The sequence below is a fragment of the Variovorax sp. V213 genome, from assembly GCF_041154455.1.
Classification (GTDB): Bacteria; Pseudomonadota; Gammaproteobacteria; order Burkholderiales; family Burkholderiaceae_C; genus Variovorax.
Genome location: NZ_AP028664.1, coordinates 2625064 through 2648368, shown reverse-complemented (window position 1 = coordinate 2648368; position 23305 = coordinate 2625064). Strand labels below are relative to the sequence as shown.

23 protein-coding genes and 1 pseudogene are annotated in these 23305 nt (G+C 66.3%); 13 read left to right on the top strand and 11 right to left on the bottom strand.

Annotated features, from left to right (window positions below; genetic code table 11):
* Positions 1-35: 35 nt before the first annotated feature.
* Positions 36-851, top strand: a complete 816-nt coding sequence (locus tag ACAM55_RS12640) for an ABC transporter ATP-binding protein (RefSeq protein ID WP_369656317.1) — start codon at positions 36-38, stop codon at positions 849-851.
* Positions 851-1681, top strand: a complete 831-nt coding sequence (locus ACAM55_RS12635; RefSeq protein ID WP_369656389.1) for an ABC transporter permease — start codon at positions 851-853, stop codon at positions 1679-1681. The genes ACAM55_RS12640 and ACAM55_RS12635 overlap by 1 nt, the downstream gene beginning before the upstream one ends.
* Here ACAM55_RS12635 and ACAM55_RS12630 read toward each other — a convergent pair.
* Entirely contained in the window at positions 1678-3306 is a 1629-nt protein-coding gene (locus tag ACAM55_RS12630) for a transglycosylase SLT domain-containing protein (protein ID WP_369656316.1), read from the bottom strand. The two genes, ACAM55_RS12635 and ACAM55_RS12630, sit on opposite strands and share 4 nt — an antisense overlap.
* Positions 3303-4082 carry a hydroxyacylglutathione hydrolase gene (gloB, locus tag ACAM55_RS12625; RefSeq protein ID WP_369656315.1) on the bottom strand — a complete coding sequence of 260 codons (780 nt, stop codon included), beginning with the start codon at positions 4080-4082 and terminating at the stop codon, positions 3303-3305. Before gloB ends, ACAM55_RS12630 begins: the two co-directional genes overlap by 4 nt.
* Between gloB and ACAM55_RS12620 the strand changes: the two genes are divergently transcribed.
* Both ACAM55_RS12620 and rnhA read left to right on the top strand, forming a co-directional pair.
* Positions 4081-4848, top strand: a complete 768-nt coding sequence (locus tag ACAM55_RS12620; protein ID WP_369656314.1) for a class I SAM-dependent methyltransferase — start codon at positions 4081-4083, stop codon at positions 4846-4848. The genes gloB and ACAM55_RS12620 overlap by 2 nt on opposite strands.
* 45 nt (positions 4849-4893) lie before the next feature.
* Positions 4894-5343, top strand: coding sequence for a ribonuclease HI (rnhA, locus tag ACAM55_RS12615; protein ID WP_369656313.1), 450 nt, complete (start codon positions 4894-4896; stop codon positions 5341-5343).
* 22 nt (positions 5344-5365) lie between these two features.
* Here the strand turns inward: rnhA and glp are convergent, their stop codons facing one another.
* The 6 genes and pseudogenes from glp to ACAM55_RS12585 all read right to left on the bottom strand — a co-directional run bounded on the left by glp (position 5366) and on the right by ACAM55_RS12585 (position 10932).
* Positions 5366-6688: a gephyrin-like molybdotransferase Glp gene (glp, locus tag ACAM55_RS12610; RefSeq protein ID WP_369656312.1), complete on the bottom strand. Its 1323-nt coding sequence runs from the start codon at positions 6686-6688 to the stop codon at positions 5366-5368.
* The gene (mobA, locus tag ACAM55_RS12605; protein WP_369656311.1) at positions 6685-7329 is read right to left on the bottom strand and encodes a molybdenum cofactor guanylyltransferase MobA; all 645 of its coding nucleotides are present in this window, start codon (positions 7327-7329) and stop codon (positions 6685-6687) included. Before mobA ends, glp begins: the two co-directional genes overlap by 4 nt.
* Entirely contained in the window at positions 7326-8480 is a 1155-nt protein-coding gene (gene moaA, locus ACAM55_RS12600; RefSeq protein ID WP_369656310.1) for a GTP 3',8-cyclase MoaA, read from the bottom strand. The genes mobA and moaA overlap by 4 nt, the downstream gene beginning before the upstream one ends.
* Positions 8481-8662: 182 nt before the next feature.
* A pseudogene (locus ACAM55_RS12595) lies at positions 8663-8815 on the bottom strand (short chain dehydrogenase); the annotation flags it as partial.
* Between the two features lie 83 nt (positions 8816-8898).
* Positions 8899-10332: an aldehyde dehydrogenase family protein gene (locus ACAM55_RS12590; RefSeq protein WP_369656309.1), complete on the bottom strand. Its 1434-nt coding sequence runs from the start codon at positions 10330-10332 to the stop codon at positions 8899-8901.
* Positions 10333-10377: 45 nt separating this feature from the next.
* The gene (locus tag ACAM55_RS12585; RefSeq protein ID WP_369656308.1) at positions 10378-10932 is read right to left on the bottom strand and encodes a peroxiredoxin; all 555 of its coding nucleotides are present in this window, start codon (positions 10930-10932) and stop codon (positions 10378-10380) included.
* Between the two features lie 145 nt (positions 10933-11077).
* Between ACAM55_RS12585 and ACAM55_RS12580 the strand changes: the two genes are divergently transcribed.
* The 8 genes from ACAM55_RS12580 (at position 11078) to ACAM55_RS12545 (ending at position 18650) form a co-directional block, all read left to right on the top strand.
* Positions 11078-12652: a phospholipase D family protein gene (locus ACAM55_RS12580; RefSeq protein WP_369656307.1), complete on the top strand. Its 1575-nt coding sequence runs from the start codon at positions 11078-11080 to the stop codon at positions 12650-12652.
* Positions 12653-12661: 9 nt separating this feature from the next.
* Entirely contained in the window at positions 12662-13450 is a 789-nt protein-coding gene (locus tag ACAM55_RS12575) for a sterol desaturase family protein (protein ID WP_369656306.1), read from the top strand.
* Positions 13434-14402 carry a fatty acid desaturase gene (locus ACAM55_RS12570; protein ID WP_369656305.1) on the top strand — a complete coding sequence of 323 codons (969 nt, stop codon included), beginning with the start codon at positions 13434-13436 and terminating at the stop codon, positions 14400-14402. The genes ACAM55_RS12575 and ACAM55_RS12570 overlap by 17 nt, the downstream gene beginning before the upstream one ends.
* A gap of 3 nt (positions 14403-14405) precedes the next feature.
* Entirely contained in the window at positions 14406-16361 is a 1956-nt protein-coding gene (locus ACAM55_RS12565; protein WP_369656304.1) for a beta-ketoacyl-ACP synthase III, read from the top strand.
* Complete coding sequence (locus ACAM55_RS12560) at positions 16345-17247, top strand: hypothetical protein (protein ID WP_369656303.1); 903 nt, start codon at positions 16345-16347, stop codon at positions 17245-17247. Before ACAM55_RS12565 ends, ACAM55_RS12560 begins: the two co-directional genes overlap by 17 nt.
* Before the next feature lie 17 nt (positions 17248-17264).
* The gene (locus ACAM55_RS12555; RefSeq protein ID WP_093019094.1) at positions 17265-17633 is read left to right on the top strand and encodes a hypothetical protein; all 369 of its coding nucleotides are present in this window, start codon (positions 17265-17267) and stop codon (positions 17631-17633) included.
* Positions 17620-17850 (top strand): hypothetical protein, encoded by a 231-nt coding sequence (locus tag ACAM55_RS12550; protein ID WP_055800144.1) that lies wholly within the window; start codon positions 17620-17622, stop codon positions 17848-17850. Before ACAM55_RS12555 ends, ACAM55_RS12550 begins: the two co-directional genes overlap by 14 nt.
* A 218-nt stretch (positions 17851-18068) precedes the next feature.
* The gene (locus tag ACAM55_RS12545; RefSeq protein WP_369656302.1) at positions 18069-18650 is read left to right on the top strand and encodes a hypothetical protein; all 582 of its coding nucleotides are present in this window, start codon (positions 18069-18071) and stop codon (positions 18648-18650) included.
* On the opposite strand, the gene ACAM55_RS12540 is transcribed toward ACAM55_RS12545, so the two are convergent.
* On the bottom strand, positions 18644-19489 hold the full coding sequence (locus ACAM55_RS12540; protein ID WP_369656301.1) for a metal-dependent hydrolase: 846 nt from the start codon (positions 19487-19489) through the stop codon (positions 18644-18646). The two genes, ACAM55_RS12545 and ACAM55_RS12540, sit on opposite strands and share 7 nt — an antisense overlap.
* A gap of 111 nt (positions 19490-19600) precedes the next feature.
* Between ACAM55_RS12540 and ACAM55_RS12535 the strand changes: the two genes are divergently transcribed.
* Positions 19601-20230, top strand: a complete 630-nt coding sequence (locus tag ACAM55_RS12535) for a TetR/AcrR family transcriptional regulator (protein ID WP_369656300.1) — start codon at positions 19601-19603, stop codon at positions 20228-20230.
* Between the two features lie 26 nt (positions 20231-20256).
* Here the strand turns inward: ACAM55_RS12535 and ACAM55_RS12530 are convergent, their stop codons facing one another.
* Together ACAM55_RS12530 and ACAM55_RS12525 are read right to left on the bottom strand one after the other, a co-directional pair.
* Positions 20257-20625, bottom strand: coding sequence for a nuclear transport factor 2 family protein (locus ACAM55_RS12530; RefSeq protein ID WP_369656299.1), 369 nt, complete (start codon positions 20623-20625; stop codon positions 20257-20259).
* Positions 20625-23177, bottom strand: a complete 2553-nt coding sequence (locus ACAM55_RS12525) for a sodium-translocating pyrophosphatase (protein WP_369656298.1) — start codon at positions 23175-23177, stop codon at positions 20625-20627. Before ACAM55_RS12525 ends, ACAM55_RS12530 begins: the two co-directional genes overlap by 1 nt.
* Positions 23178-23305: the final 128 nt, after the last annotated feature.

The following is a 23305-nucleotide window of genomic DNA, read 5'->3' as shown; positions in this document are numbered from 1 at the left end:
TCTTGTGGCGGCCGATGCCAGAAATCCTGCCAGACATGTCCGACTACGCACTCGAACTTCTCTCCATCAGCTGCACCTTCCATTCGAAGGACGACCCCGGCCAGCGCTACACCGCGGTGGCCGACACCACGCTGCGCGTGCGAGCCGGAGAGTTCGTATCGGTGGTGGGGCCCACGGGCTGCGGCAAGTCCACCTTGCTGAATGTCGGGGCCGGATTGCTCGAGCCGTCGTCGGGCACCATCAAGGTCTTCGGACAGACGTTGGGAGGGGTGAACGCGCGCGCGGGCTACATGTTCCAGACCGAGGCATTGATGCCGTGGCGCAGCGCCATTCACAACGTGATGGTGGGGCTGCAATACCGCGGCGTGCCTGACGCCGAGGCGCGAGAGCAGGCGCAGGCCTGGCTTTCGCGCGTGGGCCTCTCCGGCTTCGGTGACCGCTATCCGCACCAGCTCTCCGGCGGCATGCGCAAGCGCGTGGCATTGGCGCAGACGCTGGTGCTCGACCCCGACATCATCCTCATGGACGAACCCTTCAGCGCGCTCGACGTGCAGACGCGGCAGCTGATGGAGAACGAAGTGCTCGAACTGTGGAGTGCGAAGAAAAAGGCAGTGCTCTTCATCACCCACGACCTCGACGAGGCCATTGCAATGAGCGACCGCGTGGTGGTGCTGTCTGCGGGGCCGGCCACGCATCCGATCGGCGAGTTCGCCATCGACCTCGCGCGCCCGCGCGACGTGGCCGAGGTTCGCACCCAGCCGCGCTTCGTCGAGCTGCATACGCAGATATGGGAGGTGTTGCGCGACGAAGTGCTCAAGGGCTACGCGCAGCAGCTGAGGAAGGCCGCATGATGCCCCGCCTCAACGAACGCAACGCGCGCTTCTGGCAGCTGGTGCTGCTGGCGGTCATCCTGGTGGGCTGGCATGTGGCGTCGCGCAACCAGCAGATCGCTTTTTTTCTTGGCGAGCCGATCCAGGTGGCGGGGCGCATCTGGAGCTGGTTCCTGCCGTTCGAGGTGTCGCCGAACCTGCTGTTTCCCGAAGGCCTGAAGGGCAATGCCGACATCTACCGGCACCTGGGCACCACGCTGCTCGAAACGGTGCTGGCCTTCGGCATCGGCACCGTGCTCGGCTTGGCCTGCGGGCTCTGGCTGGCGCTGGCGCCCACGGCGAGCCTGATCCTCGATCCCTACATCAAGGCCGCCAATTCGATGCCGCGCGTGATCCTCGCGCCCATCTTCGCGCTGTGGTTTGGCCTGGGCATCTGGAGCAAGGTGGCACTGGCCGTCACGCTGGTGTTCTTCATCGTGTTCTTCAATGTCTACCAGGGCGTGCGCGAGGTGAGCCCGGTGGTGCTGGCCAATGCGAAGATGCTTGGCGCCAACCAGCGGCAGTTGCTGCGCACCGTGTACCTGCCCAGCGCCACCAGCTGGGTGTTCTCGAGCCTGCACACGTCGGTCGGGCTGGCTTTCGTCGGTGCGGTGGTCGGCGAATATCTGGGTTCGGCGCGCGGCGTGGGCTACCTGATTCTCCAGGCCGAAGGCACCTTCGACGTCAATACCGTGTTTGCCGGCATCGTGGTGCTGACGGCCTTTGCGCTGCTGCTCGACGGCCTCGTCGGCCTGATCGAGAAACGCCTGATGAAGTGGCAGCCGCGCAGCGGCGAGACCGAAAAGCTCTAGCGCTTCTTCTTCGACGGCGTGCCGCCGCGCTTTTCGCGCACGATCTGCTGCTGCTTGCCGGCCGGCGACTTCACGATGTTGGTGCCACGCGCGGCCACGGCCTTTGGCGTGCCGCCGCCGCGCTTGCCGGCAACGGCCGCGTGTCCGTGCGCCGGCGCGGCGCCCGAGCCCACGCGAGCCTCGGGTGCCGCACGAACCGGCAGGTACACCACCACGCTGTAGCCGCGCTTGAACGCGTGGTTGAGCTTGACGTCGTTCCACTCGGCCACGCTGTCGGGCTTGAGCTTGTAGCGGCGCGCGATGCTGGCCACGCTGTCGTTGCGCCCCGCCTTGACGGTGGTGCGGCGATTGACGATCTCGGGTTGGAAGCTCAGGTGGCCGCTGTCGGCCACCAGGGCCGTCACGTCCTCCTTGACGCGGGCGCCGCGCGGCACGATGAGCGTGGAGCCGGCCTTGATGAGCATGCGCGGCGGAATGCTGTTGAGCGCGCGCAGGTCGGTTTCGCTCATGCCCGAGCGCTGGGCCGCATCGGCCACCGTCATGGTGTTGGGAACGACCCATGCCGTCCAGCTCGCGTACTGGCCTTGCGAGTAGGCGTCGAAGTTGCGCTGGAACACGGCTGCGTTGTCCCAGGGCAGCAGGATCTGCGGCGTGCCGGCGGCCAGCAGCACCGGCTTGTGCGCGGCCGGGTTGAGGGCGCGGAAATCTTCGAGCCGGATGTCGGCCAGCTTGGCCGCCAGTTCGACGTCGAGGTCACGCGTCAGCGTCACGGTCTGGAAATACGGGTGGTTGGCGATCAGCGGCAGTTCGGTGTTGAACGCTTGCGGATTCGCGACGATGTTCTTCACGGCCTGCAGCTTGGGCACGTACAGCCGCGTTTCGGCCGGCATGGAAAGATCGCTGTAGGTGGTGGGCAGGCCCAGGCGCTGGTTCTTGGCGATGGCGCGGCTCACGCTGCCTTCACCCCAGTTGTAGGCCGCCAGCGCGAGCTGCCAGTCGCCGAACATGCCGTAGAGCTTTTGCAGGTAGTCGAGCGCGGCGCGGGTCGAGGCCACCACGTCGCGCCTGTCGTCGCGGAAGATGTTCTGCTTCAGGTCGAAGTCGGTGCCGGTGGCCGGCATGAACTGCCACATGCCCGCGGCACGTGCGCTGGAGATGGCCTGCGGGTTGAATGCGCTCTCGATGTATGGCAGCAGCGCGAGCTCGGTCGGCATGTTGCGCCGCTCGAGCTCTTCGACGATGTGGAAGATGTATTTGTTCGAGCGCTCGGTCATGCGCTGGATGTAGTCGGGACGGCTGGCGTACCACTGCTCGCGGTCGCGCACCAGGTCGCTCTCGAGGTTCGGCATTTTGAAGCCGCGGCGGATGCGGTCCCACATGTCCGCGGGCGGCGCCAGCGTGACGACGCTCTGCGAGCGCGCTTCGCTGCTGGTGATGGGGGTGAGGGGGCCGCCCGGATAGACCGGTGCAGCGCTGCTCGAGGCCCTGGAGCCGGTGCCTCCCGCGGTGGGCTGCTGCGAGGCGGGAGTCGAAGAGGAGGAGGACGAAGAGGGGCCGCCCGTGGTGCCCGCGCAGCCCGCGAGCAACAGTGAGCCAGCAAGGCAGACAGCAGCGATAAGTTTCATCGGAAGTCGTTTTTCCATTGGCGCAGCGCAGCAAACACGTCGGCTTCGGCCGGATGGGCGGAAAGCTCGGCGTGCTCGCGCACCGCTCTAAGGACAGTGGCTTCGCGGCTGCGAAGAAAGGGGTTGATTCGGCGTTCGGTTGCCAGTTGCGAGGGCAGCGTGGGCTGTCCCCGCGCGCGCAGGCTTTCGCAACGCGCGGTGTACTGAGTCAGATCGGCATTGCCGGGTTCCACCGCATGGGCGAAACGCAGGTTAGCAAGTGTGTATTCGTGGGCGCAGCATACGCGGGTATCGCCCGGCAATGCCGCGAGCGCATCGAGCGAGGTCAGCATTTGCGCCGGCGTGCCTTCGAACAGGCGGCCGCAGCCGCCGGAGAACAGCGTATCGCCACAGAAGAGCAGCGGCGCCTGGCCGTCGCTGGCGGGAAGAAAGTAGGCAATGTGGCCGGCGGTGTGGCCGGGCACGTCGATGACCATGAAGCGCCGTCCGAGCGCCTCGGCGCTGTCGCCGTGCGAGAGCGGGGTGAAGGGCTCGGGAATGCGTTCGCGCGCGGGGCCGAAGACCAGCGCACCGGTGGCAGCATGGAGCGCAGCCACGCCGCCCGTGTGATCGGGATGATGGTGCGTGACTAGAATCGCGGCGAGCTGCAGCTTGTCGCGCGTCAACGCGTCGAATACCGGTTGAGCGTCGCCCGGGTCCACCACGATCGCGTTGGAGCCGTCCTGCAGCATCCAGATGTAGTTGTCAGCGAAGGCGGGCAGCGGAACAAGGGTCATGAGCGATCAAATTATAGGTTTGCAGGATTGGTTCGCGACCCCCCCCGGCCGCTACCTGCTGGCGTGGGAACAGGCCCAGTTCGACCAGGCGGTGGCGGACGTCTTCGGCTATCACGCGCTGCAGCTGGGCGCCGCAGAAGTCGATGGGCTGCGCACCAACCGCATGCCGCACCGCTGGCTGGCCCTGCCCGAACCGGTGCAGCCCAGCAGGGCGGCGCTGTTCACCGATTTTGCGGCGCTGCCCTTTGCAGCCAACAGCCTGGATCTGGTGGTGCTGCCGCACGCGCTGGAACTGAGCCAGGACCCCCACGCCACTCTGCGAGAAGTGGAGCGGGTGCTGGTGCCCGAAGGCCGCGTGGTGATCTGCGGGCTCAACCCGGCCAGCCTGTGGGGCATGCGGCAGCGCCGCGCGCACCTGTACCGCAAGCTCGGGTTCGGCGACCTCTTTCTGCCCGAGGGCGGGGAGTTCATCGGCTATTGGCGCATGCGGGACTGGCTGCGGCTCCTGAGCTTCGAGGTGGAGTCAGGGCGCTTCGGCGTCTACCGGCCCGCGGTGCGCAGCGAAGCCTGGCTGGAACGCTGCCGCTGGATGGACGCCGCTGGCGAGCGCTGGTGGCCGATTTTCGGTGCCGTGTATTTCGTGGTCGCGGTCAAACGCGTGCGCGGCATGCGCCTGTTGAGCGCCGACTGGCGTCGCGCCGCGGCGCGCGCCACCGCTCCTGTGTCGATTGCCGGCAAGATGCACAAGGCCGACCACACCGACTGATTGAATGAACGATCGATGGATCGACAGAAGAAGGAAAAGAAAGTTTTGAACGAAGTCGTGATCTACACCGATGGCGCCTGCAAGGGCAACCCCGGCCCTGGCGGCTGGGGCGCCTGGCTCAAGTCGGGTGCCACCGAAAAGGAACTGTTCGGTGGCGAGCTCAACACCACCAACAACCGCATGGAACTGACGGCCGTGATCGAGGGGCTGGCAGCTCTCAAGCGACCCTGCAAGGTCATTCTTTACCTCGACAGCCAGTACGTGCGCATGGGCATCACCGAGTGGATCCGCGGCTGGAAAGCCAAGGGCTGGCGTACCTCGACCAAGCAGCCCGTGAAGAACGTCGAACTCTGGCAGAAACTCGACAGGCTGGTGGCGGAGGGCGGCCACGTCATCGAATGGCGCTGGGTCAAGGGCCACTCCGGCGACCCCGGCAACGAACGCGCGGACATGCTCGCCAACAAGGGCGTGGACCAGGCCCTCGGCCGAATCTGAGGCCGCGAGGACCGGGGGCGAGCTAAATAATTCCCTCGAACATCATCACGTCGACCTCGCCGCCTGCCGCCACGTTGCCTTGATCGTGATGCAGCACGACGAGCCCGTTGGCTTCGACCATCGAACTCAGCACGCCCGAGCCCTGGTTTCCGGCAATGCGGACTACGGGCAGCGCGCCGGGCACGGCCTGCACGAAGCCGCGCTGGTATTCGGTACGGCCGGCTTTCTTGCGGATGGCGCTCACGCTGCGCGCGCGCAGCAAGGGCGGCGGCGTCGCGGCGATGTCGTGGCATCCCATCATGCGCAGCAACGCGGGTCGCACGAAGGCCAGAAAAGTCACCATCACGGCCACCGGGTTGCCCGGGAGGCCGAAGAGCACCGCAGCGCCCGGCAGCGATGAAGAAGCCGGATCGCGCGGAACCAGCCCGACCGCCATCGGCCGCCCCGGACGCATGGCGATGCGCCAGAACGCCATGTCGCCGAGTTGCTGCATCACGGCGCGCGTGTGGTCGGCGGCGCCGACACTCACGCCGCCGCTGGTGATGATGGCGTCGGCCTGGCTTGCGGCACGCTGCAGCGTGGCGGCGAGCGTGGCCGGGTCGTCGCGCACCAGGCCCAGGTCGATGACCTCGCAGCCCAGCCGCGTGAGCAGGCCGAACACCGTATAGCGGTTGCTGTCGTACACGGCGCCTTCGCGCGGCGCCTCGCCGAGGCTCAGGATTTCGTCGCCGGTCGAAAAATAAGCCACGCGCAGACGCCGCAGCGCGGACACCGAAGGCAGCCCCAGGCTCGCGACCATGCCGAGCGCGGCGGGCGACAGGCGCTCGCCGCGCCGCAAGGCCGGCTGCCCCTGCATCAGGTCCTCGCCCGCAAAGCGGCGGTTGTCGCCGCGGCGAAGCACCTTGGCGGGAAAGCTCACCCGGTCTGCGTCGACCTTGCAGAACTCTTGCGGAACCACGGTGTCGAGCCCATCGGGCATGACGGCGCCCGTCATGATGCGAACCGCTTCGCCGCCAGCCAGGGTGCCGCGCCACGCCGCCCCGGCCAGGGCCGTGCCCACCACGCGGAGGTCGATGGACTCGTCGGTGCGCGCATCGTTCCGCAGGATGGCGCCGTCGAAGGCAAAGCCGTCCATCGCGGAGTTGTCGTGCGGCGGCACGCTGACGGGCGAGATGATGTCTTCGGCCAGCACGCGGCCCAGTGCTTCGCGCACCCCGACTTCCTCGCGTTCCGAGACGACGGCCGGGGCCGCCAGCTGCGCCAGAAAAGCCTGGACGCCGCTGACGCTCAGGGCCTGGGGGTCATAGCCCGCAAGGGCGGCGGCAATGTCGGCGATGCGGCTCATCGGTTTTCAAGGGCGTGCAGTTCGGCCAGCGTGTTGGCGTTGAAAAAGGCGTCGGGCGCATCGCCGGGCCGGTCGAAAGGGACGAGCACCGTGCGGTGCTGCGCTGTCCAGGCGTCGATCTTGCGGCCGCCGGACTGGGTGAAGTTCACCAGGCTTTCGAGCAGCGCGGTGCGCAGCAGGCAGAACACCGGCTGCGGCCGCAGCACCGGCGCCGCGCCCGGTTCGGCGGCCTCGGGCGCGCTGACCATGGCGATCTCCGCGTCATCGGCCGCCATGGCTTCAGCCAGACGGCTGGCCAGATCGAGCGGAAACAGCGGGGTGTCGCAGGGCACGGTGAGGAGATAGGGCGTTTCGCAGCGTTCGAGGCCGGTCAGAAAGCCTGCCAGCGGACCTGCATAGTCGGCCAGGCTGTCGGGCCAGACCGGCACGCCGAAGGATTCGTAGGCGGCCAGGTTGCGGTTGGCATTGATCATGACCTCGCCCACCTGCATACCCAGGCGCAGCACGGCATGCATGGCCAGCGGCGAGCCATTGAAGTTCTGCAGGCCCTTGTCGATGCCGCCCATGCGCGAACCGCGGCCGCCGGCCAGCAGCAGCCCGGTGATCTCGCTGGGGGAAATGGAATCTTGTGTGGACGTCATCCGCCGATATAGCTCATTTCGACGCGGCGCGGCGCCTTGTTGTTGTTGCTGTCGGACTCGCCGCCGTCGGGGCCGCGGAGCGCGCGCAGTTCGGAATAGCGGTCGGCGCGGCCCTGCCAGATGTGGCCGATGGCCGAGCCAATGTCTTCGTCGGTGGCGGTGCCGCGCAGCAGGGGCCGCAGGTCGTGGCCCGCGCTGGCAAAAAGGCAGAGGTAGAGCTTGCCCTCGGTGGACAGGCGGGCGCGGCTGCAGTCGTGGCAGAAGGCCTGCGTGACGCTGCTGATCACGCCGATTTCGCCGCTGCCGTCGGCATAGGCCCACCTTTGGGCGGTTTCGCCCGGCGCGCTGGGCTCCAGCGGCACGAGCGGAAACTCGGCGCCGATGCGTGCGATGACCTCAGCCGAGGGCAGCACCTCGTCCATGCGCCAGCCGTTGGTGGCGCCCACATCCATGTATTCGATGAAGCGCAGCACCACCTTGCCGCCGTGGTTGTCGCGAAAGTAGCGCGCCATCGGCAGGATTTCCTGCTCGTTGGTGCCGCGCTTGACGACCATGTTCACTTTCAAGGGGCCGAGGCCTGCGGTCATCGCCGCGTCGATGCCGGCGAGCACGTCCGCCACCGGAAAATCGACGTCGTTCATGTGGCGGAACACCGCGTCGTCGAGGCTGTCGAGGCTCACGGTCACGCGCTGCAGGCCGGCGGCCGCCAGCGCCGCTGCCTTGCGCTGCAGCAGCGAGCCGTTGGTGGTGAGCGTGAGCGCGAGCGGCTCGCCGGACGGGGTGCGGAGCTCGGAAAGCTGCCCGATCAGCCCCTCGATGTTCTTGCGCAGCAGCGGTTCACCACCGGTGAGCCGGATCTTGCGCACGCCATGGGCCGCGAACAGGCGCGCGAGCCGCGTCATTTCCTCGAAGCTCAGCAGCGCGCTGTGCGGCAGGTATTGGTAGTCCTTGTCGAACACGTCCTTCGGCATGCAGTAGCTGCAGCGGAAGTTGCAGCGGTCCGTCACGCTGATGCGCAGGTCGGTCAGCGGCCGGCCCAGGCGGTCGAGCAGGCGCCCCGTGGCAGGCACGGGGATTTCCGGCACCGACACAGCGGGGCGCGCGCGGCCGATTTCGGAGACCGGGATGACGGTGGTGCTTTTGCTTTTCATGGGGCAACGGCCAATTTACTCCATGGAGCAAGGGCCGAACCTGAAAGGGCTACTCCGGGGACGCACTTTCGACCTGGCCGGTCATTTTGTCTGGGCTAGACGCAGCGTGCGCCGTCGACCTCGATGCACACGCGGCTGATGAAAGCGGCTTCATCGCTCGCCAGGTACAAAGCGTCGCGCAGGATCGCTTCCACCACCTGCTGGCCCGCCGCCGCGTTGATGTCGTTCACAAGCACCTGGGCGGCCTCGGCCGCGAGCCGCTTGGCGATGCCTTCGCCGATGCCGCCGCCGGCACCGGCACCGGTCACGATGATGGATTTGTTCTTGACGTGCACGGTTTGTCTCCTGAAAAGGCGCAGCGGGGCAGTGTATTGGGCCCCGTGCGCCGGACGCCCCCGAAGCGGTTGTCGATATGGCGTCAGCCGTGCTTGATGGCGACGGTCTTGAGGGTGGTGAAGCCGTAAAGTGCTTCGAAGCCCTTTTCGCGGCCATAGCCGGACGACTTGACGCCGCCGAACGGCAGTTCCACGCCGCCGCCCGCGCCGTAGTTGTTGATGAACACCTGGCCGCTGCGCACCCGCTTGGCCATGCGGAACTGGCGCGCGCCGTCGGCCGTCCAAACGCCGGCCACAAGGCCGAACTGCGTGGCATTGGCGAGCGCCACCGCTTCGTCTTCGTCGGTGAACTGCATTGCCGCCAGCACCGGCCCGAACACTTCTTCCTGCGCAAGACGATGGTTGACAGGCACGTCGCGCAGCAGGGTGGGCGCCTGGTAGAAGCCGGTTTCGGGCGCTTCGTCGACGACGACGCCGTGGGCCACCATCGGGATCCCGGCCACCTGGGCGTCGCTCAGGAAATCCCACACGCGCTGCTGCTGGGTCTGGCGGATCAGCGGGCCGACGTCGAGGTCCATGGCCGCGGGACCGACGCGCAGCGCCTCGAAGGCGTGGCCGAGCCGCTCGAGCAGCGGCTCGTAGATGCCGCGCTGGATCAGAACGCGCGAGCCGGCCGAGCAGGTCTGTCCGGCGTTCTGCACGATGGCGTTGATGATCACCGGAATGGCCGCGTCGAGGTCGGCGTCGGCAAAGATGATCTGCGGGCTCTTGCCGCCGAGTTCGAGCGTCACCGGGCAATGCCGTTCGGCCGCCACCTGCTGGATCAGCGTGCCGATCTTGGGACTGCCGGTAAAGCTGATGTGGTCGATGCCTTCGTGCCGAGCAAGCGCATCGCCCACTTCATGCCCGTAGCCCGTCACGATATTGAGCGCGCCGGCCGGAAAGCCGACTTCGGCCGCCAGTTGCGCCACGCGGATCAGGGACAGGCAAGCATCTTCTGCCGGCTTCACCACGCACACGTTGCCGGCGGCCAGGGCTCCGCCCACGCTGCGCCCGAAGATCTGCATCGGGTAGTTCCACGGAATGATGTGTCCCGTGACGCCGTGCGGCTCGCGCCAGGTGAACACGCTGTAGCCGTCCTGGTAGGGAATGGTCTCGCCGTGCAGCTTGTCGCAGGCACCGGCATAGAACTCGAAATAGCGCACCAGCGCCACCGCATCGGCGCGCGCCTGCTTCACGGGCTTGCCGCAATCGCGCTGCTCGATCAGCGCCAGCTCGTCGACGTGCTCGGCGATCTTCTGCGAGAGCCTGTAGAGCAGGCGCCCGCGGTCGGCCGCGCTCACCTTGTGCCAGACGCCCTCGAAACAATCGCGCGCCGCGCGCACGGCGGAGTCGATGTCGGCGGCATTGCTGCGCTGGATGTCGTCGAAGGGCTGGCCGTCGGACGGATCGAGCACTTGCAGGGTGCGGCCGGAGGAAGACGGGACGTCGGCGTTGGCGATGAAGTTGAGTTGCATGGAACGGATTTTGCGCGAAGCGGGGCAACCGCGCCGCACGCGCTCCTACCTGGGCGAACCGGGCCGCGGCAGCGCCCGCACCGCATTCAGCATGCGCTCCACATGCTTGTCCGGATTCAGGTTCTGATAGTAGTAGGCCACTTTGCCGTTCGGCGAGATCACGTACGAGAGGCGGTTGGCGAAGTCCGGCCGGGTCTGCATCAGGGCGTCGAAACCGTTGATCACCGCCTTCGATTCGTCCGACGCCACGGGAAACCGGTTCTGGCAGGACTTGACCGAAAACTTGGAGAGAGTGTCGATGTCGTCGGCCGACACGCCGATGACGGTGGCACCCAGCGCCGCGAACTGATCGACGGCTTCGGCGAAGGCATGGGCTTCGATCGAACAGTCGCTGGAGTCGGCCGCCGGAAAGAAGTACAACACCACCGGGCCCTTGGCCAGCGCATCGGCCAGCGAATAACGGAAGGTCTTGCCGGCCAGCGCGGCAGTGGCGGTGAACTTGGGTACCGGGTCGCCGATGTCCAGCGCGGCCCAGGCGGGGAATGCCAGCCCGGCTGCGATCAACATCGGCGCGAGGCGTGAGAGGATCGGTCTTGCCATGGTGTAACTCCCGACAGGTGTGGAGCGAATTCTAGGACGGTGAACAATTTTTGATGCAACCCGCATGAAAGCGAAACCGGCAAGTGCCGGCGGGCGTATCCATGGCAAGGACCGGAAAAACCGACACCGCTGAGATCGATCCATCATGAATGCCTGGACCCAACTGCTGCGAATCTGCCTTGCCGGCGCCATGCTGGCGTCGCTGGTGGCCTGTGGATCGCTGCCGCCGGCGCGCGAGCGGGCGGCGGTGCATGCGGCCGCGGTCGATCCGACCACCACGCTCGCAAAGATCGCGGCGGCCTCTACGCCGCCCGGCGAGCACTCCGGCTTCCGGCTGATGCCGCTCGGCGTGTATTCGCTCGACGCGCGCGTGCAGCTTGCGCAGCGCGCCCAGCGCTCGCTGGTGGTCCAGTACTACCAATTCGAGAACGACGCCACCGGACGCCTTCTGATGCGCGCGCTGCGCGAGGCGGGTGCGCGCGGGGTGCAGGTGCGGCTGCTGGTGGACGACCTCTACACCGTCAAGAGTCAGCAGCTGCTGTTGGCGCTATCGCAGACGCCGAACGTGGACGTGCGGCTGTTCAACCCCTTCTGTTGCGGGCGCAACGGTTTCCTGTCGCGCTTTGCGGCGTCGCCGCACGAGATCGGGCGGCTCAACCACCGCATGCACAACAAGCTCTTCATCGCCGACGGAGCGATGGCCGTGGTGGGCGGGCGCAACATTGCCGACGAGTATTTCGTGCTGAGCGAGGCGCAGAACTTCATCGACATGGACGCGCTGGTGGTGGGCAAGGTGATCCCGCAGCTCGAATCGATCTTCGATGCCTACTGGAACAGCGAACAGGTCTGGCCCGTTGCCGACATCGTCCGGGGCGAGGGCGGCCGCACGCCCACGGCCGCCGACTTCGACGCCTCGATAGGCATGGCGGCCGCACCGCCGAAGATCGTGCTTCCGCCTTCCGACGTCCTGGGCTACGGCCCGATCGCGGAAGAACTCGATGGGGGCCGCATGGGGCTTTTGTGGGGTGAGGCCCGCGCCATCGCCGATCCGCCGACCAAGCCGACCACCATGACGGCGGACGAGGCCATTGCCACCAGCGTGACGATGAAGGTCTGGACGCTGCTGATGGACGCCAAGTTCGAAGTCGACCTGACCTCTCCCTACCTGGTGCCGGGCGAGCGCGGCATGGCGGCCTTCGAAGATCTGGCGAAGCGCAAGGTCAAGCTCACGCTGCTGACCAATTCGCTGGCGGCCAACGACGAGCCGTTGGTGCACACCGGCTATGCGCGCTACCGTGAGCGGTTGCTCAGGACCGGGGCCGACCTGTACGAGCTGAGCCCGCAGCGCACCACCGCCGGCGAGCGCTTCGGCATGTTCGGCAAATCGCTGGGGCGGCTGCATTCCAAGACCGCCGCCATCGACAAGACGCGCATCTTCATCGGCTCGATGAACCTCGACCCGCGCTCGGCGAGCCAGAACACCGAGATGGGCGTGGTGGCCGACAGCCCGCAGCTGGCGCGCGAGATGCTGCGCGTCATCAACATCAGCAAGCTGCAGAACTCCTACCGCCTGCGCCTCGCCAAGGAAACCGGCACGCTGCAGTGGCTGACGAACGATGGCGAGAAAGAGGTCATCCTGACATCGGAGCCGGAATCGAGCTTCTTCCAGCGCCTCCACAACCTGCTCATTGCGCCGCTGGTTCCCGAAATGCTGCTGTAGCCTCGGGGGATGGCGCAAACCTTTACTTCGTTGTCCGCCCTCCAGGTGATGTTGTGGGGGTTGGTCTTTTTCGGCGGCATCTATCTGGGGTTCGGCGCCCTCAATGGGCTGCTGACCCATCGCGTGCTGCCGGCGCTCGGGATCGGGCGCGTGCTCGACCCGCGGCCGTTGCAGACGGGGCAGGTCCGCCGCGAATTGGCGCAGTCGGGGGTGTCGGTGCTCATCTTCGGGCTGGGCATGGTGTTTCCCTGGGGCCTGCTTCAACTGGGCTGGGCGCGGCTCGACACTGACGCGGGCTGGCGCCAGATCGGGGCCGAAATCCTGGTGCTCGCGATCTGGAACGACGTTCACTTCTGGCTCAACCATCGCCTGCTGCACACGCGCTGGCTGCGGCGCTTTCACGGGCCGCATCACCGCTCGGTCGTGACCACGCCCTGGGCCACGTACAGCTTTCATCCGATCGAGGCGGCGATGCTCGGCAACGTGATCCTGCTGCCCATGCTGCTGCACGATTTCAGCTTCTGGTCGCTCGCCTCGGTGCCGCTTTTCAGCCTGTTCTTCAACAGCATCGGGCACTCCAACTACGACTTCTTTCCCCGCGTGTCTTACGGCCACTGGTTTGCCGCCAGCCGGCGCCACCATTTGCACCATGCCTGCCACGGCGGCAACTACGGGTTCCAGTTCACATTCATGGACCGGCTGTTCGGCACGCGCATTGCCGCCGATGCGGCGGAGCCGCAATTCCAGGCATTCCGCTCGAAGCAGCAACGCAAACAACAGCATGCCACGCCGGCCTGAGGCGCTGCGCCGGCTGGCACGGCTGCGCCATTGGCGCGACTGGCAGAGCCTTGCGTATCTGGCGGCGCTTCCGGCGCTGGCGGCATGGCAATGGATGCATGGCTTCTCCATACTGCTTTATGGGCCAATGCTGTTCCTGACGCTTGGCGTGGGCGTGATCCATCACAACCACGTGCACCTGCGCATGTGGCGCGGGCGGCGCATGAACCGGTTCACCGACTTCTGGCTCACGCTGCTGCAGGGGCATCCGACCTTTGTTTTCTGGCCTGCGCACGTGGCCAATCACCATCGCCACCGGCACGGGCCGCGGGACGTGGCGCGCACCTACCGTTTCGGTGGCGACACCAATCATTTGCGGGGCTACCTGCTGCATCCGTTCCAGGCCGTGTGGGTGCTGATGCCGGTGTTCTTCGGCTGGCTGGGGCGGCTTCGCAAGCGCTGGCCAGGGCCTTGGCGCTACTGCATGGCGCAGTACGCGCTGTGGCTCGGCAGCTGGAGCGCACTGCTGCTGCTCGACTGGCGCAAGGCCCTGCTGTTGGTGATCTTGCCGCAGTTGCACGGGCTGCATTGGCTGCTGGCGACCAATTATCTGCAGCACGCGCACGCCGACGGACGCCGGCCCGCGGCGGATGCGGAGGCGCCGCGCGATACCGCAGGTACCCGCCTGAACTACGCGCGCAATTTCGAGGGGCTGGTGAACCCGTTGCTGTTCAACATCGGCCTGCACACCGCACATCACGAGAACCCGCATGTCCATTGGTCCGAGCTCACGGAGCTGCACCGCACGCGCTACCGCGCGCGGGTCGATCCCGCGCTCAACGAGCAAGGGCTGGTGCCCTACATGGTTCGCGTGTTCGTGCTGGGAGCCCTGTGGCCGCGTTTTTGCAGCCGCTCGCTGATGTCACCCGTGCCGTCCGTGCCGTCCGTGCCGTCCGAGTCTTCAACCCACTGAACCATGCCCGTTCCATTTCAACGCGTCTACATCGAGAGCGCCGGCTATTTCATGCCCGGCGAGCCCATTCCCAACGAGCGAATGGATGCCTACATCGCGCCGCTCAACCGCATGTCGGAGCGCATCAAGCGGCGCATCCTGGCCGAGAACGGCATCCTCACGCGGCACTATGCGATAGACGAAGAGGGCGTGACGCGCCACACCAATGCGCAACTGGCCGCAGGTGCGATTCGCGATTGCCTGCAGCGCGGCGGGACCGAACTGTCGCGCGTGTCGCTGCTGGCCAGCGGATCTTCGGGCGGCGACACGCTGATGCCGGGCTTTGCCAACATGATCCAGGGCGAACTGGCGGCGCCGCCGATGGAAACGCTGTCGGTGCACGGCATCTGCGCCGCGGGCGTGTCGGCCATCCAGTCGGCCGCGCAGGGTATCGAGTTGGGCGCGCACCGCACCGCGCTTGCGGTGGCCAGCGAAATGCCGTCGCGCCTTTTCAAGCGCTCGCGCTTCGCGGCGCGCGGCTACGAAACCGACTTCGATTCGCACTTTCTTCGCTGGATGCTTTCCGATGGCGCGGGCGCGCTGCTGCTGTCCGACGGCACGCCTGCGCTGGCCGGCAACCCGGGGCTGCGCCTGAGGTTGAAATGGGTGCACCAGCGCGCGTTCTCGGGCGATTACCCAGTCTGCATGCAACTGGGCCTGACCGAGGACCGCGCCCGCGGCCATCTCGATTTCGGTTCCTGGGCCGAGGCGGAAGCGGCCGGCGCCCTGTCCCTGCGGCAGGACATCCGCCTGCTGCCGCACCTGTTCGACATCGGCATCCACGAATACGCGACGCTGGTGCGCGACGGTTGGGTCGATCCGAAGCGGGTCGACCACTTCCTGTGCCACTACTCGTCGGAGAAATTCATTCCGGTGGTCGAAGACCTGATGGCCAAGGCCGACCTGGCCATTCCACGCGAGCGGTGGTGGAGCAACCTCGCCTGGCGCGGCAACACCGGTGCGGCGTCGATCCTGATCATGCTGTCGGAGTTTCTGCACACCAAGACGCTGAAAGCCGGAGAGCAGATCTTCTGCTACGTGCCGGAATCGGGGCGTTTCATGGCCGCCTACATGCTGCTGGAGGTCGAGGCGGCCGGCACGGCGTCTCAGCAGGCGGGGGCCGGGCCGCGCATGACTTCTGAATCGGCTCCCGACGACGAGATCGCGATTGCGCCTCCGCACGATCCGGCCGCTGCCCCCGAAGGATTGGGCACGCTGCTGACCGAACTGGCGGGCATCTGGCACGACTACCGCTCGCGCGCCTGGCGCACGCCCCTGATCCGCCAGATCCGCGAACGCCGCTTTGCCTTGCCCGACTACCTGAACTGGATGGAGCAGTGGGTTCCGCAGGTGCGCGAAGGCAGCCGCTGGATGCGCGAAGGCGCCGCTTCGCTGACCGGTCCGTACAAGGCGCTGGCCGCACTGATCGATGTGCATGCGGGCGAGGAACAGGACGACTTCAACATTCTCTTCAGCGACTACAGGAACGCGGGCGGCACCGCGCCGCGCATCGACGACCTGCGCCGCAACCCCGGCGGGGAGGCGCTCAATGCCTACCTGCACGGCCTGGCCGCCACGCGCGACCCCATCGGCCTGCTGGGCGCCATCTACATCATCGAAGGGACGGGCCAGCGCATCGTGCCCGCGCTGCTGCCGCTCATCAAGGCCGGCCTGAAGCTGCCGCCCGATGCGTTCCGCTTTCTCGAGTACCACGGCCACAACGACGAGAACCACCTGAACCGCTGGCTCGCCGCGGTCGAGATGGTGATGGCGGTGGAGGCCGACAAAGGCGGCGAAGAAGCCAACGGGCGGGGCAGGGCGGCCCGCCAGATCATCGATACGGCGCGCCATACGGCGGCGCTGTACCTGATGCAGTTTCAGCACATCACGGAGCGGATGCCACATGAGCCGAATGCCTGATTTCCTCACGCAGGGGCACGACGAGCGCGATCCCAGTCCCTGGCTCGCACTCTATCTCGACCAGAGCACGCCGCTGCCGGACGAGGTCAAGGCGGCATGGCTTGCCGACTCGAGCTCGGGTTCACGCCAGTACCTGCTGCCGTTCCTGCGGCCGGTGGCGCGGCTGACGATCGTCCTGATCCAGGTGGTGAAGGTGTTCGTGCCGCGCAACTGGTCGCATTCGAAGCTGCTGCACCGGCTGCTGGCCTGGGGCCTGAAACGCTTTGTCTCGCCGGAGGCCAACTGGCTGATCCTGCGGCACTTCCACCTCGGGTCGCAGGTGCTGGGCTTCATCGGCCGCAATTCGCCCGAGCCGGTGGGCACCTCGCCGCTGGAGCCGGCAGACATCGATGCGCTCAAGGACGAGATGTTCCTGAAGCACGACCTGAACCTGTTCAACTTCGTGATCCGCTTGAACCAGGCGCTGCGCGACAAGGGGCTGGCGCTGGCCAAGGCGGCAAATGTCGACTTTTCGATGATCAAGGACCCTGGGTTGCGGCTTTCGGACATGCCGCGCGGCCGGCTCAACTTCCTCGATCTGCAGAGCGCCATCGAGCTGTTCACGCCGCTGTACCAGCTGATGCTCACGGACAACGATTTCTGGCGCGCCGCCAATTCCCTGCAACTGGATGAAACCATCGGAATCTACGCGGCCACGCTGCTGGGGGCGCCCGAACACCTGATCCTGGTGAACAACAAGCATCCGCTGGTGCCATTGTCGACACTGCGCGCCGGTCACCGGCTGGTGATCCACGGGCTGTCGACAGAAATGCTTCACAGCCTGCTCCAGCGCATGCGGACTGCCCAGGAGGAGACGGCCCCACGGCCGGAGCAGCCACTTGCATAGGCGTATGCTGCCCCCAGATGCAAACCATGAATACGACCGACCATCCGTCTCCCAAGACCGATCTGGCAGTGACCCACGTGCTGGCTCAACTGCTGGAACGGCTCGAGCACAGCGCCGTCCCCGTCAGCGCCGAGCAATACCGCTCGGTGGTCGAGCATCTGGTGCACGAATTCAGCGACGTCGAGCCGGGCGCCGACCTGGGGCGCCTGCTCGACGCCTACCCGGCCGCTGCCGAGGTGTACGAAAATCTCAATTACCAGCACGCCGGCCTGTGCCGCTCGGCGCTCGACGCGGCACTTGCAGCCGAAGTCAGCGCCAGGAAAGCCATTGAACGCGCGATGCGCAATACCGAACCCAAAAAGGATAAAGCCGATGGCCAAAGCTGAGGTCAAGACTGCCGTTGTGGCCGACGGCCTGCGATACAAGTCAAAAACACCGGGTTCGCCGTTTCGCGCTTCGGCGTCGTTCAGCGGCGCGACCATGTCCTGCTTCATGTGCGGAAAACACCGGGTGCGCTCGCAACTGCGTACCCGCCAGGTGCTTGGCAAGTCGCAAACGGTGTGCGCGCCTTCCTGCAAGGCGCTCGACGAATCGCTCGAATAAGTCGAAGTTCGGCCCTGGGCGGTTCCGCGTCGCTTTTGCGACAGGCCTTGCATGCGCATTGCAGATTTTCTTTCCAAAGCGCCTGGAATCGATATACAGTTAGAAACAAATGATGCATTTATTGCATAAATAAATAGTTCTAATTTGTAGTCGACGACAAATGTTTTTCTATACAGGCAATGACGTCCAGCGCCGGACGATCTGCGGAAGGACTTGCAATGAGTAAGCCGCGTCATGTCGTGATGCAGGTTGTCAAGCGCTCCTCCGGCAGCGCAACGCACCACGTCGAATTCCTCGTGGACGACAACTTTGCCGAGCGCCTGCGCCAACTGCGCTCGCTGGTTCCGCCTCTGGGCAGCCTGAACAGGCAGCGCGACCTGGTGATCGACAAGGTGCGCGTGAGGCTTCCGAACGCCATCTGGCGCACCGGGAGCCAGGTCGACACTGGCGTGGAAGGCTCCTGCATCGTCATTGCCTCCGAAGGCTCCTTCAATTGCGGCGGCAAAGACCGCAACACGCGCGAAAAGCTCGTGACCTACAACTTCTCCATTTCGCGCCTCGTCGAACTTCATACCGAGCGCCCGGAGGGCGAAACCCTCTATATCCGCGATGGCACCTTCGCCAACGACGAGCCTGCCGATTCGCCTGCTGGCCTGTGGGTGGCCTCATTGACCGAGGAGGAAGTGGTGATGCGCGTGCCGGACGCGCCGTCCGACTTCGATACCCTGCACGAACTGACCCTGCGACCCGAGCAGCGCGCGGGCGCCGGCGCCTCCACGCACCGGGCCACCTTTTACTGAAGCGCGGCGGCTGCCTCGGAAGCCGAGCCCACGGGCGTGTACTGCGCGCGGTTGTCCTCGAGCCAGCGGGCCGAAAGGCTGCTGTCCTGCTGCGCCGGATGGAAATCGGCGCGGAAATAGCTGCGCCAAGCGCTCCAGTTGCCTTGAAGCAGGCCGCCCCGGCCGAGCAGAATGCGCGCGGCGCTCTTCCAGGTCGCCCATTTCCACAACTGTCCTTCATGACGCAGGTTGGCAGCTGTCTGACGCATCAGATCGCCCAGGAACATGAGCGTCACGCGGCGAAACCATCGGTTGCGCCATGGGTCCGAACCTCCCGCGGCCTTGTAGAGGTCGAAGGCGACGGCTTTGTGCTCCAGCTCCTCGGCGCTGTGCCAGAGCCACATGGTCCGGAGGCGAGGTTCGGCGCCTTCGAGCACTTGGGGATGGGCCAGCAGCCATTCGGCAAACATGGCCGTGAAGTGTTCCGTGGCCGCGGTCACTGCCAGTGCATGGCGGGGGTCGGCACCCTCCATGAGTTGCATGCGCCTGGCGGCCCGTGGCGACCAGCCGTCCTTCAAGCCCTGGCTCTCGAGATGGCCGTTGAAGAGCGCATGGATGCGACGATGCGTGGCTTCCTGGCCGATGAAGCCGCGTACTTCGGCCCGGTATTTTTCCTGCGCCTCCGGCGGCAGCGTGGCCATGACGTCGCGCACCGCATCGATGAAGAACTGCTCGCCGAAAGGAAAGCTCATCGACAGCGCATTGAAGAAAGCGGTCGAGAATGCATCGCCGCCGCACCAGTTGCGGACGAACGGCGTCTGCAGGTCGATCAGAAGGCGGCGCACAACAAGGTCGGTCATGAAAACAGTCCTCAAGGAACTCAGCTGGTACACATTCGTACCGCATGATCGAATGGTGCGCACAACAATCGGTACCGTCAAGTACCAATGCGTAGGAAAATGTGCCGTTCAATGAGCACTGCAACTGAAAATCCCGGCGTGGCCAGCCCTTCCGCAGAACCGGCGCACGAGCACTATTCCCGGCTGCTGGAAGGCATGGCGCGCGCGGTGGCGGCCAAGGGTTACGCGGACACGACCATTGCCGATATCGTGCGCGAAGCAGCCGTTTCGCGGCGCACCTTCTATGAGCATTTCACGACCAAGGCCGAATGCCTGGTTTCGCTCTACGAGGCTGCCAGCAAGCTGGCGCTGCGGGCGGTTGCCGAGGCCTTCGATCCGGCGCAACCCTGGCACGCGCAGGTGGAGCGGGCCATGACGGCGTACCTCGACTATCTTGCGCAGGATCCCGTGCTGCTGCGCACGCTGTTCGTCGAGATCCTCGGTCTCGGAATGCCCGGGTTGGCGGCGCGGCGCCGGGTGAACGCGGAAATCGCCAGCTTCATCCAGGCCGCCATCAACGGCAGCACAGGTGCGCAGGGGCCCGCCGTGCACCTGACGAGTGAAATGGCCATGACGGTCGTCGGCGGCATCAACGAACTGGTGCTCCAGGCCATCGAGCAGGACCGCGTGGGGAATCTGCACCAGCTGGTTTCGCCGGCCACGCGCCTGGTGCGCGCCGTGGCGGCCGAAAGCCTCAGGTAGCGAGGCTCTCGGTGCGGGGCTGCCGGTCAGGCCGGTTTGCTTTGCGCGGGATCGTAGAAAAACTCTTCCTGGGCGATGCGGTCGCCCTCCCAGCGCTGCCACGCGAGCTCTTCCATGCGCATGGCCTTGCCGCCCTTGAACCGGAAATCGAAAACCCAGCGGATCACCACGTGGTCGCCGTTCACGAAAACGGGGCGCACGCAGGTCGAGACGACAGATTCGGTGCGATCGAGCACCGCCTGCTCGTGGGCAACCAGCGTACCGCGGCCGCGCCGGGGCTCGGCCTGGTTTTCGCGCATGGTCGCGTCTTCGGCGTAGTAGTTCTCGATGGCCTTGGCATGCGCGCCGCTTTCCACGGCGGCGATGAAGGCCTCGAGTCTCTCCGGGGAGGGCATCAGCTCTTGACCTTCACTTCGACCCGGCGGGCTTCGCTAGCGGGCCCTGCGGCCTGGGTTTGTTCGGGCTTGGCAAGCTCGACCTTGTCCGCAGGTGCACCGGCTGCCTTGAGGGCATCGCCGACGGCTACGGCCCGCTGCTTGGCGAGTTCGGCGTTCGCCGCTGCATCGCCGCTGGCATCGTGATAGCCGCTCACGAGCACCGTGCTGCCGCTCTGAACTGCCTTGATCACGTCGGCCAGTGCCTCCTTGGCATTGGGCGCGACCTCGGCCTTGCCGCTCTCGAAATAGAACTTCACCACGCCGTTCTCGACCTTCACGGCCGCGCCTTCGGCGGCCGCCACGGCGCCTGAAGCCACCGATGCCGCAGGTGCGACCGGGGCGGGGGCCTGTACCGGTGCCGGCGCCGCGGGCGCCGAGGAGGCAGCCGGTGCGGTCGTGGCCGGGGGTGTCTCGACCTTGTGCGGCACGGCCGCGGCCGCGTCGCCGGCGTGGAACTTGACCACCAGCGGCACGATCAGCAGCGCCACGATGTTGATGATCTTGATGAGCGGGTTCACGGCCGGGCCGGCCGTGTCCTTGTAGGGGTCGCCCACGGTGTCGCCGGTGACGGCGGCCTTGTGCGCCTCGGAGCCCTTGCCGCCGTGGTGGCCGTCCTCGATGTACTTCTTGGCGTTGTCCCATGCACCGCCGCCGGTGCACATCGAGATGGCAACGAACAGGCCGGTCACGATGGTGCCCATCAGCAGCCCGCCCAGCGCCTTGGGTCCGAGCACGAGGCCGACGACGATCGGCACCACCACCGGCAGCAGCGACGGAATCATCATTTCCTTGATGGCCGCGCCTGTCAGCATGCTCACGGCCTTGCCGTACTCCGGCTTGCCTGTGCCTTCCATGATGCCGGGGATCTCGCGGAACTGCCTGCGCACTTCCTCGACCACGGCACCGGCCGCGCGGCCCACCGCTTCCATGGCCATGGCGCCGAACAGGTAGGGGATCAGCCCGCCGATGAAGAGGCCGACGATCACCATCGGGTCGCTCAGGTTGAAGCTGATGTTCAGGCCGAAGCTCTCCAGCTTGTGGGTGTAGTCGGCAAAGAGCACCAGCGAGGCGAGGCCGGCCGAGCCGATCGCGTAGCCCTTGGTCACGGCCTTGGTGGTGTTGCCGACTGCATCGAGCGGGTCGGTGATGTCGCGCACGCTGGCAGGCATCTCGCTCATCTCGGCGATGCCGCCGGCGTTGTCGGTGATGGGGCCGTATGCGTCGAGCGCCACCACGATGCCCGCCATGCTGAGCATGGCCGTTGCGGCCACCGCAATGCCGAACAGGCCTGCGAGTGTGTACGAGGCCATGATGGCAATGCAGACGAAGATCACCGGCCAGGCTGTGGAGCGCATCGAGACGCCGAGGCCCGCGATGATGTTGGTGCCGTGGCCCGTGGTCGAGGCCTGCGCGATGTGCTGCACCGGCTTGAACTGCGTGCCGGTGTAGTACTCGGTGATCCACACCAGCGCGGCCGTGAGCGCCAGGCCCACGAAGCAGGCGCCGAACAGCTTGAGCTGGCTGCCGCTCGGGGCGATGGCGTTGTCGGGGATGAGCCAGCTCGTGACGAACCAGAACGCGATCAGCGACAGGATGCCCGCCACCGCCAGGCCCTTGTAGAGCGCCGGCATCACGTTGGTCATGCCCGGCGAGGCCTTGACGAAGAAGCAGCCGATGATCGAGGCGATGATGGACACGCCGCCCAGCGCCAGCGGATAGAGCACCGCGTTGACCGGCGCCGCCGCGACCATCAGCGCACCCAGCACCATGGTGGCGATGAGGGTGACGGCATAGGTCTCGAACAGGTCGGCCGCCATGCCGGCGCAGTCGCCGACGTTGTCACCCACGTTGTCCGCAATCACGGCCGGGTTGCGCGGGTCGTCTTCGGGAATGCCCGCTTCGACCTTGCCCACCAGGTCGGCGCCGACGTCGGCGCCCTTGGTGAAGATGCCGCCGCCGAGCCGCGCGAAGATCGAGATCAGCGAGGAGCCGAAGGCAAAGCCGATCAGCGGATTGAGGATGGTCGAAAGGCTGCGGTCCGGCGTGAGGTTGCCGTTGCCCGCCAGGAACCAGTAGAAGACGGAGACGCCCAGGAGCCCCAGGCCCACCACCAGCATGCCGGTGATGGCGCCGCCGCGAAACGCGACGTCGAGCGCCGGGCCGATGCCTTGCGTGGCCGCCTGCGCGGTGCGTACGTTGGCGCGCACCGACACGTTCATGCCGATGAAGCCGCAGGCGCCCGAGAGCACTGCACCCACCACGAAGCCGATGGCCGTGGTCGCGTCGAGGAACAGGCCGATGAGGATGGCCAGGACCACGCCGACCACCGCGATGGTGGTGTATTGCTTGGCGAGGTAGGCTGACGCGCCGGCCTGGATGGCCGCCGCGATCTCCTGCATTCGCGGATTGCCGGCGTCCTTGGCGAGAATCCAACTTCGTGCCCAGAAACCGTAGCCGACAGCCATGAGGCCGCAGACGATGGCGAGTATCAGGGGGGTGTTGCCGATCATGCTTTGCTTCTCCATTCGTTCGTTGTGACTTGTGGAGACGGACAGCATGGATCCTGCGCGCAACGCGTACGGGACCCAGGTTTTCCGTCGCGTTGCTTCCTCGAAGCTCGCTGCACCGAGGTGCGGAG